The organism is Robiginitalea rubriflava (genome assembly GCF_052540725.1).
Genome location: NZ_CP199309.1, coordinates 3,166,507 through 3,179,946, shown reverse-complemented (window position 1 = coordinate 3,179,946; position 13,440 = coordinate 3,166,507). Strand labels below are relative to the sequence as shown.

Below are 13,440 nucleotides of genomic sequence, written 5' to 3'. Positions count from 1 at the left end.
TAACTTCGCCAAAAAGGGAATAATTGAGGGACACATTAAAACACCGGGGCAAACGCAATCAACTGGCCGATCTGGTCGCCTCAAAGGGGATAAAAGACACAGCCGTGCTGGAGGCCATCCGCAATGTTCCCAGGCACCTTTTTATGGACTCCGGTTTTGAAGATCACGCCTACCAGGACAAGGCTTTTCCAATAGCGGCAGATCAGACCATTTCCCAGCCCTATACAGTAGCTTACCAGACCGAGTTGCTCGGAGTTTCCCCCGGCGATAAAGTCCTCGAGATAGGCACCGGTAGCGGTTACCAGACAGCTATCTTGTTACAACTCAAGGCCAGGGTCTACACCATTGAAAGACAGCTCGAATTGTTTAAAAAGACAAATCTCTTTTTTAAAAAGATGGGCTATCGCCCTAAAAAGTTTGTTTTTGGGGATGGCTACAAGGGCCTGCCGGAAGAAGCCCCTTTTGACGGTATTATTGTAACTGCCGGGGCTCCCCAAATTCCGAGGGAGTTAATGGGACAATTGAAGATTGGGGGAAAAATGGTAATACCGGTGGGAGACAAGGAGCAGACCATGATGCTGATTACCCGGACCGGTGAAAAGGAATTTGAGCGAAGGGCTTATGGTTCTTTTCGCTTTGTACCCCTGCTGGAAGACAAAAATTAAATCCCTTCTGCCAAAGGTCAGGTATTGAACTCTTTTTTGATGCGGTCCAGCCTTCTTTTGGATTCGCGGTCCCGTATCGTTTCCCGCTTATCGTATTGTTTCTTACCCCTCGCCAGGGAGATTTTGAGTTTGGCCAGCCCCCTGTCATTTATAAAAAGGTTCAGTGGGATTATGGTGTTCCCCGAGGTTTTTACTTCCTTGTATAGCTTTCGCAATTCCTGGCGTTTGAGAAGGAGCTTTCGCTCAGCCTTGGGCATGTGGTTAAAATGCGAGCCATGGCTGTATTCATCTACCTGCATATTGATGACGAACAATTCCCCGTCCTCATTGAATTCACAGAAACTCTCCGCAATAGAGGCCTTGCCTTCCCGTATCGATTTTATTTCGGTTCCGGAAAGCACAATCCCTGCTACGTAGGTATCCAGAAGCTCGTAATCAAAACGCGCCCGTTTATTCTTTATGTTTATATTTTTCTGCACCGGGCAAAAATACTATAATTTCCCGGCCTTCCCAGCAAATGAACCCTTCCGTGTAAGGTTTCTAAAGAATTCCCCACCTTTGTAAGATAAAATGGAACCCAGATGCAAAGATTATTTTTGTTCTCCCTGATCGGATTGGTCATCGGCTGCAGGCAGTCCCCTAAACAGGAGGAGGCTCCTATAACCGCGCAACAGGTGGTAGACAGTGCCATAGCCTTCGCCGGGGGAGAATTGTACAGCCGTGCGAAAATAGAATTTGATTTCCGCGACTTCCATTACAGCAGTTACAGGGAAGATGGCAAACGGGTACTGACCCGTACGATCCCATCGGATTCTGGGCTTATTAGGGATGTGCGGAAGGGTCAATCCTTCACGCGTTATTTAAAGGAGCAGAAACTGCCGCTCCCGGATTCGACAGCTCAGCGGTATTCCAATTCGGTGAATTCAGTTCACTATTTTGCTTATCTGCCATATGGGCTGAATGACCGGGCCGTAAACAAGCGCATGCTCGATACGGTTACCCTGGGAGATCACCGCTATTATAAAATCCAGGTCACCTTTGATCAGCAAGGAGGGGGCGAGGACTTTGAAGACGTCTTTATATACTGGTTCAATACAAAATCGTTTCGCCCGGATTTTCTGGCATATGAATTTCAGGTTAACGGCGGGGGCATGCGCTTCCGGGAAGCCCAGAACCAAAGGGTTGTAGGCGGTATTGCCTTCTCAGACTACATCAACTATAAACCGTTAGCAGAGGTGCCACTAGCCGCGCTTGACAGCCTGTATGCCATACCCGGTGGCATGGAGAAACTTTCTGAAATCAAACTCAGGAATATCCGGGTTAGTCAGGACAATTACAATTAAATTGCAGACGTGTTACTGTACTGCGGCTTCCAACCTGCTGTACAATGAATAAACTGCCGTTATCCCGGTCATCCATAGACGGGTAGCGATCTTCCCCAATCATTTTATTCACCAGGGCCGGGGTACTGTTACTATGGCCAACCACTAATACATTTTTGCCGGTATTATCGCGTTTAAACTGTTCCACATCCAGGTTGTTCGGATCGTAAAATTGAATGGTTATATCCTGCTTTACGGCTGATGGGGCGGCTGTCATGGAGGTTCTTTCGTAATCGGTGGAATAAATAGCATCCAGAGATACATCCGACAGGATTTCGGCCCAGTGCATGGCCCTGCCCAGGCCTTTCTGGTTCAGTTCCGGGTCTACATTTTCCGGGTCGCTCCGGTCTTTCTCGGCATGACGGATCAGGTAGAAGGTCGATACTTCCGCAGCGATCTCATTTTCAGGCAACTGTGAATCTTCCTTGCACGAAAGCGACACCAGCAGCAGCAGGGTCGGAAACAGTATTTTATTAATTTTCATAATTAATTAGATTGTGTACATTTGAGATGGGTCCCTCGGCAGAAACCTTTGTCAATTAACAAATATAGTGTTTAGGAGGAATTCATTAGATCCAGTGGGATGAGAAATCAACTATTTATTTTTGCCTTTTTTGGAATTTTCGGGTGGGTCCGGGCGCAGAATCCTGAATTACCTCAGGATTTTCGTCAGCACAATCTCACTTATTTCAATGCAAGCCTGTTCAACCCGGTTTTTTCCATGGATCAGCGGGCAGGCCAGAGTCTGGCACTTTGGTCCCGATGGCAATGGCAGGACATTGATGCAGACCCGAGTACGCTGCTGGTCAACTTTAACCGCAGGTTGCCGAACGCGGCCATAGGCGCTGGTTTTATCCAGCATAATACCGGTTTGTTCACCCAAACAGGCGGCATCCTGAACGCGGCTTATCAGTTGAATTTTTCTAAAAATGTTGCTCTGAAAGTAGGGGTAAACCTGCTGGGGTATCAGCAGAAATTATCAGATGCAGTCCAGAGTCAAAATAACCCGCTTCTTTTTCCCGATCCAGACTTTAGTGAGTTTATCATCCAAATGGCCCCCGGGGCACAATTGCAATTGGGGAGCCTGGCCATAAGCGTTGCTTCGGATAATTTTTTTGACTACAATTTCACCAATAGCAGTACTGTTAGCGAGGGTACTGAGAAAATATTCACAGGCTCCGTGCATTATACCTTTCCGGTGGTGGCAGATTCGGGAACCGGAGCCACCACCCTGCGACCGCTGGTATACCTCAAAAGCGTCCCTGGTTTTGAAAATCAGGTGGGGGGAAATATTCTGGGTGCCGGACCCTGGTACTGGGTACAGGGGGGGTATGACACTTTTTACGGCGTTTCAGCCGGGTTGGGGGTAACAATCCTCAAGAAGTTCTCCATTGGGGGGCTGGTGGAATTCGGCTCCGGCAATGAGCCCGAAAGGCAGGACCCAACTTTTGAAATCCTCGCGGCCTGGTCCATGGGTGGTATGCTGGCCGAAAAGGAGCCCGAAATGGAAGAGGCATCCGAAGACGGGGCAGAACAACTGGAAGCGGCAGCCGCAAGAGAGGCAGAAATCCGTGAGGTGGAAGATGCCGCCCGCAGGCAAAGGGACTCCATCAATGCCGCTGTAAAGAGGCAGGAACTGGCCATGAAAAGGCGTGACTCTGTTGAAGCCCAAAGAGAGGCGGAACTATTAACGCAAAGACGTATCCAGGATTCCATCCAGAAAGCGAGGGACCAGCTGGCACTTAAAGAGGAAGTCAAACCAGAGGAAGGGGAAAAATACCAGGAGGTTTCCAGGGATGAAGGTCTTACCCCCGGGTTCTACCTTATTGCCAATGTCTTTGGAACCCAAAGGTACTTTGAAGCCTTTATGAAAAACCTGAAGGAAAAAGGACTGGAACCGCGTAGTTTCTACCGAAGCACTAACAGCTATAACTACGTCTACTTGCAGCGCTATAACAGTATCTCGGAAGCCAGGGAAGCCCGGGATAGTAAATTCTCCGGTCGCTATAGCGGCGATCTCTGGATTTTCCGCGTTAAGTAAGTGCTTATTTTTTGATTTCCTTACCTACCAGCAAGTCCAGATAGGTGAGGGTGTTAATCAGGTATTTGCGGTCTTGCATTAGGGTCGCCATGGCAATTGCGCCTTGTATCATGGTATAGAATTGTTTGGCAAATTGCAGTGGGCTGACGGGCAGTCTGATTTCCCCGGAGTTTATCCCTTCTTCCAGTACCAGCGCAATTTTTCCTTCGATTATACGAGCCGTTTCACGAACGGCAGCCGAAAGGATCCGATGGTTATAATTGGCATCGATCCCTATATTCAGAACAGGACACCCACCCATTTCCCGGGTGAAAATGTCGTAATCCCTGTAAAAAGAAGTAAGATTGTGCAATTTGTCCAGGGCATTGCCCGGTACGGAAAGCACTTCATCCAGAGCATTCAGCAGCTTACTGCTATTAAAATTGAAAGCAGCCAGGGCCAGGGCATCCTTGTTTTCGAAATTCCCGTATAAAGCCCCTTTGGTAAGACCAGTAGCCTCCGTGAGGTCACTCATGCTGGTGCCGATATATCCCTGCCTGTTAAAAATGGGCGCAACCGTCTCAATTATATAGGCAGTGGTTCGCTCGGCTTTAGTACTCATGTTAGATCGATTTTTTAACGAATATAAAAATAAGATACGGGATGGTATAAATGTAAATAAAAAAAAACCCGGACTTCAGTCCGGGTAGATCTTTTCGGGATCAAAGTAATTATTCCACCAGTTCAGACTGGTTTCTGAATACCAGTTCATCATCAAAGGCATCAATCAGGACGATGCTGTCTGTGTGGATGCTTCCCTTGAGGATTTCCTTTGACAGCTTATTGAGCACTTCCTTCTGTATGGTCCGTTTGATGGGTCTGGCCCCGTATTGGGGATCGTACCCGCGTTCGGCCAAAAAGGAAATAGCTTCCTCTGTAGCGTCTATCGTAATATGTTGTTTGTCCAGCATTTTTCGGAGTTGTTCCAGTTGAAGTTTCACAACTTCCCGAATGTCTTCCTTATTGAGCGGGGTAAACATAATTATATCGTCAATGCGGTTCAGGAACTCCGGCCGGATACTCTTGCGCAGCAGCCCAAGCACTTCAACCCGTGCTGCTTCCATTGCACTGTAAAGGTCTTTGACCGCCTCAAATTTCTCCTGAATGATATGGCTTCCCATATTGCTGGTCATGATGATGATGGCATTTTTAAAATCTGCCACCCGCCCTTTGTTATCTGTAAGCCGGCCTTCATCCAGTACCTGTAACAATAAATTAAAGGTGTCCGGATGGGCTTTTTCAATTTCATCCAGCAAGATTACAGAATACGGACGGCGCCTTACAGCTTCAGTAAGCTGTCCGCCCTCTTCATAACCAACATACCCGGGTGGTGCCCCTACCAGGCGGCTAACCGCATGGCGTTCCTGGTATTCACTCATATCGATCCGGGTAATGGCGTTCTCATCGTCGAATAGGAAGGCAGCAAGGGTCTTGGCCAATTCTGTTTTTCCCACTCCGGTTGTTCCCAGAAACAGGAAGGACCCAATTGGCTTCTTGGCATCCTGCAGGCCTGCGCGGCTCCGGCGAATGGCATCCGAAACAGCTTGTATAGCCTCATCCTGTCCGATAACCCGTTTGTGGAGTACCTCTTCAAGTTGCAAGAGTTTCTCGCGTTCGCTCTGCAGCATTTTGGATACCGGAATCCCGGTCCATTTGGCAACTACCTCGGCTATGTCTTCGTTGGTCACCTCTTCTTTGATCAGGGTGCCGGACTGTTGCTGCGTAGCCAGTTCCTGCTGTAATTCCTCGAGCCGCTGTTGTGCATCTTTAATTTTGCCATATCGGAGTTCAGCTACTTTTCCATAATCCCCATTACGTTCTGCTCGCTCGGCCTCCTGCTTAAATTCTTCAATATCCTGTTTGGTTTTCTGGATATTGTCTACCACTGTTTTTTCGCTCTCCCACTGGGCGAAAACTTCGTTGCGTTCTTCCTTCAGGTTGGCGAGGTCTATGTTCAGGGCTTTGAGTTTTGCGGCATCACTTTCCCTTTTGATGGCTTCTATCTCGATTTCCAATTGCATTATTTTCCGGTCGAGTACATCCAGTTCTTCCGGTTTGGAATTTATTTCCATTCTCAGCTTAGCCGCGGCCTCGTCCATCAGGTCAATGGCCTTATCGGGTAAAAAGCGGTTTGTAATATATCGCTGTGAAAGCTCCACGGCGGCAATAACGGCTTCATCCTTGATCCGTACTTTGTGGTGTGCCTCGTATTTTTCCTTAATCCCCCTGAGGATGGAAATGGCGCTTTCGGTATCGGGTTCATTTACGGTAACCTTCTGGAATCGCCTTTCCAGGGCCTTGTCTTTCTCGAAATACTTCTGGTATTCATCCAGGGTGGTGGCACCAATAGCCCGTAATTCCCCTCTTGCCAGTGCGGGTTTGAGGATGTTGGCTGCGTCCATGGCGCCCTGTCCGCCGCCGGCTCCCACCAGGGTATGGATTTCATCAATAAAGAGTACAATATTGCCATCTGCAGAGGTAACCTCCTTGATCACGGACTTCAGGCGCTCTTCAAATTCCCCTTTGTATTTCGCGCCTGCGATAAGAGCACCCATATCCAGGGAGTAGATAACCTTATCCTTGAGGTTTTCAGGTACATCTCCCTGTATGATCCTGTGGGCCAGGCCCTCTGCTATGGCTGTTTTCCCGGTTCCGGGTTCGCCTACCAGCATGGGGTTGTTCTTCGTCCTTCGCGAGAGGATCTGCAAAATTCGCCTGATCTCCTCGTCCCGCCCGATTACCGGATCCAGCTTGCCGCTATCGGCCAGTTCATTCAGGTTGCGGGCGTATTTGGAAAGGGCATTATAAGTGTCTTCTGCACTCTGGGAAGTCACTTTGCCGCCTTTTCGCAAAGCTTCTATAGCCGCTTCCATATCTTTCTGGGTAACCCCCTGATCTTTGAGGATTTGGGAGATTTTGCTTTTGGATTTCAAAAGGGCTAATACGAGATGCTCAATGGAGACAAATTCGTCTTCCATTTTTTTGGCTATGATACTGGCCTCATTCAGCATTTTCCCGGCCTCACCGGAGAAGATAAGTTGCCCTCCGCTGACTTTAGGGAATCGCTGTAGCTCCTTTTCCAGGATTTGGTTTACCAGGGCGGTATTGACCTGTAATTTTTTGAGCAGGAAGGGAAGTACGTGCTCATCGGCCTGTTGAATAGCCTTAAAGAGGTGTTCATTTTCAACCTGCTGGTGGCCTAACTCCTGGGCAAGCTGCTGAGCTCCCTGAATAGCCTCCTGTGATTTGATTGTGAAATTATTTATGTTCATTTTTGTGCTTTCATTACTTTATACCTAATCTATTCTGCTAGTGGCAAGAACCCTACCAAAGGATTTTACAGACAAAAAGGCAGTTAAATCCCTGTTTTGCAAGACATTTAGGCAGTAATTATTATAAAAAGCAATACTAAATATGAGTTTATTCAACCGCATTTTCAGCTCATCGGAAAAGGAAACAACTGCATTTCCATGGATCCCCTTACAGGACGCAGGGCAGCTCGAGGATTTGAAAATGGCGAGCAGGAGTCAACCCCAGATTGTATTCAAGCATTCTACTTCCTGTGGCCTGAGTTCGATGATTCTGAGGCGCTTTGAGCAATCACAATTGCAGGCGGGGGTTGCGGCAGACTATTATTATCTGGATCTTATTCGTTTTCGGGAGCTTTCCAATACGATTGCGGAAATGTTTGAAGTACGTCACCAATCCCCACAATTGTTAATTATTCGAGACGGCAAACTACGGGCCCACGCCTCCCACAGTGCCGTATTGGATCTGAGCACGGAGCAGGAATAAAAAAACCCGGCGGGAACCGGGTTTTGAAAAGTTTAGTTGAATTTGTGCCTGACGATAATATTTTTTAATCGGGCCTTGAGATCCTCTCCGGCATCATATACCATTTGTTCATCGGAAGGGAAGGGCACGGCGGCCAGGTTGAGCATTGCCACCAGGTCGTTGTCCAGGGCGCGCTTGTCCCCGTCGTAATTGGCATACACGTGCTCAAAGATAAACTGGCTCGAAAGCGGGTACGAATTCAGGGATTGTTTGGTCCTTAAATCGATGAAGTTTACATTTCCGTTTACCTGGGCAGTCTTTTGCTGGGTAAACTGGTAAAAATTACATCGAACGGTTCGCAATCGGTCTACTTCAATTTTATTCCCAAGGCTGTCCTTTACAACATTCCCTTCTTCATCCAGCAGGAATTGTTTGCCATCCTTTACCTGACGTTCCTTGATAATTTGCCTTTCGCTAACCTGTTCAGGAGAGATAAGTATATCCCTGAAGGCAACTTGCATCTCATAATCGTATTCGACTTCATTAAGTGGGTTAGCGTGGTACGCTGTCCACAAATCATCCAGACCATAGGTATTAAAATTCAGCAATTCGGATTCCAGCCGTTCCGGCACAATTTGCTGGGTATCGTTGATTACGGTCACTTTTACATAATCAAGGCCATTGCGATAAGCCTGTTCCATCATCTCTTTGGTATCTCCGTATCCTGGGTTGATCTCATCCAGGTAACGGAAATCTTCATATGCCTTGCGATAATCAAACTTGTTTGAGGCATTGCTGAGCAGTTCCGTGGCATTCTGATATAAGAACTCCGACAAATCTTCCTTTACAGCCAGGATATCCTGGTCGTAATTGCGAAAATCAAAGCGGGCATCCCGGTTTTCTTCATAAACAGGAAGGGGCAGTAGCGGACGGATCCGATTTTGTATGCTCTTCAGATTCTGATATTTTTTGAAGATAACCTCCAGGTTGGCCGGATTGCCATCTTGTTGTAAAAAGGAGATTTCTCTCATTTCCTGGTCCGAATACTTGCGGAACCCTTCTTCGAGCAACAGCACATAGGCCTGGTTGCCCTTCCGGGTTTTGTTATCTGCCAGATTTTTAATGGATTTATTTATGGCCTGAGCATAATTTCCGCTGTTCAGGGCTTCTTGCGTTCTTTTGACGCCCCCGCAGGCCATTAATACAATTGCTAAACCAAGAAGTACTACTTTTTTCATGACGGTTAATTTTGGGGTTTATAGGCTCCAATTCAAGCTTTGTGCCAAAACCAATCATGAGTAGAACGAAAATCGTTCAATTATCGTATAAAAGAGATAAAAGTAGTTGTGAAAGCCTAAATATTCTTCAGATCCAGCGCGGGCAACAATTTAGAAGAAACCTCTCCAAAGCCGATCCGCCGGCCATCTTTCTTACAATAACCCCGCATGATAACGGTATCCATGTCTTCTACAAAAGTACGGCTCTGCCCACCAGAAAGTTGAAGCGGTTTGCTTCCTCCCCAGGAGAGCTCCAGCAGGGACCCGAAGGAATCCGGACTGGGTCCGGAAATGGTACCACTTCCCATCATGTCCCCGCTGATAACATTACACCCGTTAATGGTATGGTGTGTGAGTTGCTGGGCCATGGACCAGTACATATATTTAAAGTTAGAACGACAGATCGTGTTAGCCGCTCCCTCCTCCGGGATCAGGTCTACTTCCAGCTGAATGTCAAAGCTCCCGGGGCCTTTCTGCCGGAGGTAGGGCAGGGGAAGGGGCTTTTGCTCAGGCCCTTTTACCCGGAAGGGTTCGAGGGCGTCAAGGGTTACAATCCAGGGAGAAATGGAAGAGGCAAAACTCTTTCCTAAAAAGGGCCCCAGGGGGACGTATTCCCATTTTTGTATATCACGGGCGCTCCAGTCATTAAACAGGACCAGCCCGAAAATATATTCTTCAGCTTCATCAATAGGGATGGGTTCTCCCAGTTTATTGGCATCTGTGGTGATAAAGGCCATCTCCAGTTCAAAGTCAACCCTTTTGGAAGGCCCGAAGACCGGTGTTTTGGAATCTTTTGGAAGCGTTTGTCCGTTTGGCCGGCGCACCGGGGTTCCGGACGGAATGATACTGGAACTCCTGCCATGGTAACCAACGGGAATATGCAACCAGTTAGGTAACAGGGCATTTTCTGGGTCCCGAAACATTTTACCCACATTTGTGGCGTGTTCCTTACTGGAATAAAAGTCTGTATAATCGCCTATTTGAACCGGGAGCTGCATTTCGATTTCATCCAGGGTAAAAAGGATGATCTTTTTATGCGCCTCGTTCTGCTGCAGTTCTTTGTTGTTCTTATCAAAAATTTCACTGATGCGGTTACGGACCAGCCTCCAGGTTTTCTTGCCGTCCGAAATAAAATCATTCAGGGTGTCCTGCAGGAAAATATCATCCGTAAGTGGGATATCGTTAAAATAGCCCAGTTGGTGCAAAGCCCCCAGGTCAATAGCCGTATCCCCGATTCGCGTTCCTATGGTGATAACATCATCCCGTGTCAAAAAAACGCCGAATGGGATGTTCTGAATGGGAAAATCCGAATTTGGGTGTACTGGTAGCCATGAAGTTCTGCTGGGGTCGTTCGCTTTAAGGGACATATTGTTAATTTGTGTTTGATAAATTCATAATCAAATATATCATTTTATCTGGTTTAACCCCCTCCAATTTGTACTTTTACCGCTCATTTAACAGCCCATAAAATATGCAGCGCGACAAGCAGATTTTTGATTTGATACAGGCGGAAAAAGACCGTCAGACTAACGGAATTGAGCTGATAGCTTCTGAAAACTTCACCAGCCCACAGGTGATGGAGGCGGCAGGATCCGTTTTGACCAATAAATACGCCGAAGGATATCCTGGGAAACGGTATTACGGAGGATGTGAAATAGTTGACCAGGTTGAAAATATTGCCATTGATCGCGCTAAAGAATTATTCGGAGCGGTTTACGCCAATGTACAACCACACTCCGGTTCCCAGGCTAATGCCGCAGTTTTTCAGGCCTGCCTGAGGCCAGGAGATACCATCCTCGGTTTTGATCTTTCACACGGGGGCCACCTTACACACGGATCACCGGTCAATTTTTCCGGAAAATTCTATCGCCCTGTCTTCTACGGGGTGGAAAAAGAAAGCGGCAGGCTTAATTACGACACAATTGCGGAAATAGCCAGTCGTGAAAAACCAAAGCTGATTATCGCGGGGGCTTCTGCCTATTCCAGGGATATGGATTTTGCCCGTTTCAGGGAAATCGCAGATAGTGTGGGAGCTCTCCTTCTCGCCGATATTGCCCATCCGGCAGGCCTGATCGCCAAGGGAATCCTGAATGACCCGGTACCGCACTGCCATTTCGTGACCACAACCACTCATAAAACACTCAGAGGCCCCAGGGGGGGGCTGATCCTGATGGGTGAAGACTTCGAAAATCCCTTTGGCCTGACCCTTAAAAGCGGCGCCTTGCGAAGCATGTCTTCCCTTATAGACCTGGCGGTATTCCCAGGAAACCAGGGAGGGCCCTTGGAGCATATTATTGCGGCCAAGGCTGTGGCGTTTGGGCAGGCGCTCACAGACGATTTTTTACATTATATGCTGCAGGTACAAAAAAATGCAAAGGCAATGGCCAAAGCATTTGTATCCCGTGATTACCATATCATCTCAGGCGGCACTGATAACCACATGATGCTCATCGATCTCAGAAATAAAGGAATTAGCGGAAAGGACGCTGAAAAAGTACTGGTAGAAGCCGATATCACCGCAAACAAAAACATGGTTCCCTTTGATGATAAATCCCCCTTTGTTACCTCCGGGATCCGGTTTGGGACAGCGGCCATCACAACCCGCGGGCTTAAAGAATCCGAAATGGAAACCATTGTGAGCCTTATAGACAGGGTGCTTTCCGATCCACAATCAGAAGATGTAATTGGCAAGGTCCGGCAGGAGGTAAATGCAATGATGGCAGACAGACCCCTTTTTGCCGGATAGGGACTCTTTTATTTTAGGTTTGGGGGAACCTAATTGATTATTGTATTCAATACAGATGTAAGGCCTGCCTCAGGGGTTTTCGATCTGAAGCGGATCAGACAGCAGTTTGCGTCCCTGCACATCATAGATCTTGGCATCCAGCTGGGATTCGTAATACAGACCCCAGAATTTATAATAGTCCTGAGCGGGATCCATAAATTGCCGGGATCCTAACTCCGCCTCTTCCATTACCGGGATATGAAATTCATAAGGGGTTTCTTCCAGGCCTTTTGAGGTATGTACGTAATGGGCGGCTAATTTGTGCAGCACCTGCTCCAGTTCCATAGCGATGCTTTTGGGCCCGATGCGCTTGATGATAATGGCGGTATCTTCCAATTGAAGGATAAACTCTTCAATATCGACCCGTTTACTGTTTTTAAATTCCAGATTTTCAAGATGTTCTATCATGGACCACTCCCTGCTCTGGTTTCCGGCAGCTTGTTCAAAACCTCCCCAGGTCCCTTCCTGCAGATGGTGCATCATTTCGAGAAGGGTCATATTGCATTTCAGGGAAACTACCAGGCTTTCCTCTATAAATTCGGAAGAGCATACCTTTATGGAAACTTCTGCAAAAAATACACGTTCCATATAATTCTTAAAATCCTCTCCACAACAGATACAGGGATTATTGTCAATCTTTAGTGAAAGACTGTGCTGAATTTTAGCCTGTTCGATTCGCTTCATAATAAGAATATACACCTCATACTCAAATGTAGTTCTAAATACGCGCACCGGATTATGCGAAAACCATAATATTTCTATGGGTTTTCTTTGTAAATAACAGGGTTTTAAAGCGGTATTTCAGATAAAGCCTCGTTTTCTGGATTCGGAAATAAGGGCCTGGTCGTTTTGCTTTTCCACTCCAAAAAGGGCCTTAATCTGACGTTTGCGGTTTTCTATAGAAGGCAGGGAAAGTGAAATATGGTTAACCATATCCTTGGTTTTGGTCCCTATGGATAAATGATACAGGATTTTCTTGTCGTTTTCATCCAGGTTAATATCATTGGCCATTTTCTTCCGTATGGCAACAAGTGCCTTCTGGGTATAGTAAGGAGGGGTATTCAGAACGGTTTCTACCATGGTTTGCAGGGACTTCTGATCAATTTCAGATTTAACCATATAGCCCTCTGGATCAACAGATTGCATCACGCTGTTAATTCGGTAGTTGTCACTAAAGGAAGACATAAAGACAATTTTGGCCTCCGGACAAACTTTCCGGGCATAAATCCCGATGTCTTCTCCGCTTTCCGCCGGACCTTCAGAACCCTGGGACAGCTGAATGTCCAGCAGCAAGATCTGGTAGGGGAGGCCTTTTACGGACTGATCCAGTTTTTGTATTGCTTCCCTGTAGGTTTTGGCTGTATCCATGCGTACCTCATACCCATCGAACTTAGTGTCTTCCAGGATAAATTTATATCCCAAAGTGGTCATTTCGTGGTCGTCTACTGCTAAAATCCGTACTACTTCCATGTTTGCT

The 13,440-nt window shown here is 47.1% G+C and carries 13 protein-coding genes; 5 read left to right on the top strand and 8 right to left on the bottom strand.

The features are described from left to right. The first annotated feature begins 23 nt into the window (after positions 1–23). Positions 24–665, top strand: a complete 642-nt coding sequence (locus tag ACT6NU_RS14390) for a protein-L-isoaspartate(D-aspartate) O-methyltransferase (RefSeq protein ID WP_445382373.1) — start codon at positions 24–26, stop codon at positions 663–665. Positions 666–682: 17 nt separating this feature from the next. Here the strand turns inward: ACT6NU_RS14390 and smpB are convergent, their stop codons facing one another. Then, positions 683–1,144 carry an SsrA-binding protein SmpB gene (smpB, locus tag ACT6NU_RS14385; protein WP_445382372.1) on the bottom strand — a complete coding sequence of 154 codons (462 nt, stop codon included), beginning with the start codon at positions 1,142–1,144 and terminating at the stop codon, positions 683–685. Positions 1,145–1,246: 102 nt separating this feature from the next. On the opposite strand from smpB, the gene ACT6NU_RS14380 reads away from it, so the two are divergent. Beyond that, positions 1,247–2,008, top strand: a complete 762-nt coding sequence (locus ACT6NU_RS14380; protein ID WP_445382371.1) for a DUF6503 family protein — start codon at positions 1,247–1,249, stop codon at positions 2,006–2,008. Here ACT6NU_RS14380 and ACT6NU_RS14375 read toward each other — a convergent pair. Further along, the gene (locus ACT6NU_RS14375) at positions 1,986–2,531 is read right to left on the bottom strand and encodes a SixA phosphatase family protein (protein ID WP_445382370.1); all 546 of its coding nucleotides are present in this window, start codon (positions 2,529–2,531) and stop codon (positions 1,986–1,988) included. The two genes, ACT6NU_RS14380 and ACT6NU_RS14375, sit on opposite strands and share 23 nt — an antisense overlap. A 99-nt stretch (positions 2,532–2,630) precedes the next feature. Here ACT6NU_RS14375 and ACT6NU_RS14370 point away from each other — a divergent pair, with 99 nt between their 5' ends. Beyond that, positions 2,631–4,088: a PorP/SprF family type IX secretion system membrane protein gene (locus tag ACT6NU_RS14370; RefSeq protein ID WP_445382369.1), complete on the top strand. Its 1,458-nt coding sequence runs from the start codon at positions 2,631–2,633 to the stop codon at positions 4,086–4,088. A 4-nt stretch (positions 4,089–4,092) separates the two neighbouring features. Here the strand turns inward: ACT6NU_RS14370 and ACT6NU_RS14365 are convergent, their stop codons facing one another. Together ACT6NU_RS14365 and clpB are read right to left on the bottom strand one after the other, a co-directional pair. Beyond that, complete coding sequence (locus ACT6NU_RS14365; RefSeq protein ID WP_445382368.1) at positions 4,093–4,689, bottom strand: TetR/AcrR family transcriptional regulator; 597 nt, start codon at positions 4,687–4,689, stop codon at positions 4,093–4,095. Positions 4,690–4,798: 109 nt separating this feature from the next. Continuing rightward, entirely contained in the window at positions 4,799–7,399 is a 2,601-nt protein-coding gene (gene clpB, locus ACT6NU_RS14360) for an ATP-dependent chaperone ClpB (protein WP_445382367.1), read from the bottom strand. Between the two features lie 142 nt (positions 7,400–7,541). Between clpB and ytxJ the strand changes: the two genes are divergently transcribed. After that, positions 7,542–7,922 carry a bacillithiol system redox-active protein YtxJ gene (gene ytxJ / locus ACT6NU_RS14355; RefSeq protein ID WP_445382366.1) on the top strand — a complete coding sequence of 127 codons (381 nt, stop codon included), beginning with the start codon at positions 7,542–7,544 and terminating at the stop codon, positions 7,920–7,922. 32 nt (positions 7,923–7,954) lie between these two features. On the opposite strand, the gene ACT6NU_RS14350 is transcribed toward ytxJ, so the two are convergent. Together ACT6NU_RS14350 and fahA are read right to left on the bottom strand one after the other, a co-directional pair. Then, positions 7,955–9,139 (bottom strand): hypothetical protein, encoded by a 1,185-nt coding sequence (locus ACT6NU_RS14350; RefSeq protein ID WP_445382365.1) that lies wholly within the window; start codon positions 9,137–9,139, stop codon positions 7,955–7,957. A 116-nt stretch (positions 9,140–9,255) separates the two neighbouring features. Then, the gene (gene fahA, locus ACT6NU_RS14345) at positions 9,256–10,545 is read right to left on the bottom strand and encodes a fumarylacetoacetase (protein ID WP_445382364.1); all 1,290 of its coding nucleotides are present in this window, start codon (positions 10,543–10,545) and stop codon (positions 9,256–9,258) included. Between the two features lie 104 nt (positions 10,546–10,649). Between fahA and glyA the strand changes: the two genes are divergently transcribed. Next, the gene (gene glyA / locus ACT6NU_RS14340; protein WP_445382363.1) at positions 10,650–11,924 is read left to right on the top strand and encodes a serine hydroxymethyltransferase; all 1,275 of its coding nucleotides are present in this window, start codon (positions 10,650–10,652) and stop codon (positions 11,922–11,924) included. A 69-nt stretch (positions 11,925–11,993) separates the two neighbouring features. Here the strand turns inward: glyA and ACT6NU_RS14335 are convergent, their stop codons facing one another. Together ACT6NU_RS14335 and ACT6NU_RS14330 are read right to left on the bottom strand one after the other, a co-directional pair. Further along, a complete protein-coding gene (locus ACT6NU_RS14335) occupies positions 11,994–12,647 on the bottom strand; it encodes a hypothetical protein (RefSeq protein WP_445382362.1) in 654 nt (217 codons plus the stop codon). A gap of 117 nt (positions 12,648–12,764) precedes the next feature. Continuing rightward, a complete protein-coding gene (locus ACT6NU_RS14330; protein ID WP_445382361.1) occupies positions 12,765–13,433 on the bottom strand; it encodes a histidine kinase in 669 nt (222 codons plus the stop codon). Between the last annotated feature and the right edge of the window lie 7 nt (positions 13,434–13,440).

Bases quoted from the DNA above. Each gene is read 5' to 3' on its own strand.
- ACT6NU_RS14365 (WP_445382368.1), bottom strand. From the start codon at position 4,689: ATGAGTACTAAAGCCGAGCGAACCACTGCCTATATAATTGAGACGGTT.
- ACT6NU_RS14330 (WP_445382361.1), bottom strand. From the start codon at position 13,433: ATGGAAGTAGTACGGATTTTAGCAGTAGACGACCACGAAATGACCACT.
- clpB (WP_445382367.1), bottom strand. From the start codon at position 7,399: ATGAACATAAATAATTTCACAATCAAATCACAGGAGGCTATTCAGGGA.
- ACT6NU_RS14380 (WP_445382371.1), top strand. From the start codon at position 1,247: ATGCAAAGATTATTTTTGTTCTCCCTGATCGGATTGGTCATCGGCTGC.
- glyA (WP_445382363.1), top strand. From the start codon at position 10,650: ATGCAGCGCGACAAGCAGATTTTTGATTTGATACAGGCGGAAAAAGAC.
- fahA (WP_445382364.1), bottom strand. From the start codon at position 10,545: ATGTCCCTTAAAGCGAACGACCCCAGCAGAACTTCATGGCTACCAGTA.
- ytxJ (WP_445382366.1), top strand. From the start codon at position 7,542: ATGAGTTTATTCAACCGCATTTTCAGCTCATCGGAAAAGGAAACAACT.
- ACT6NU_RS14350 (WP_445382365.1), bottom strand. From the start codon at position 9,139: ATGAAAAAAGTAGTACTTCTTGGTTTAGCAATTGTATTAATGGCCTGC.
- ACT6NU_RS14335 (WP_445382362.1), bottom strand. From the start codon at position 12,647: ATGAAGCGAATCGAACAGGCTAAAATTCAGCACAGTCTTTCACTAAAG.
- ACT6NU_RS14375 (WP_445382370.1), bottom strand. From the start codon at position 2,531: ATGAAAATTAATAAAATACTGTTTCCGACCCTGCTGCTGCTGGTGTCG.
- ACT6NU_RS14370 (WP_445382369.1), top strand. From the start codon at position 2,631: ATGAGAAATCAACTATTTATTTTTGCCTTTTTTGGAATTTTCGGGTGG.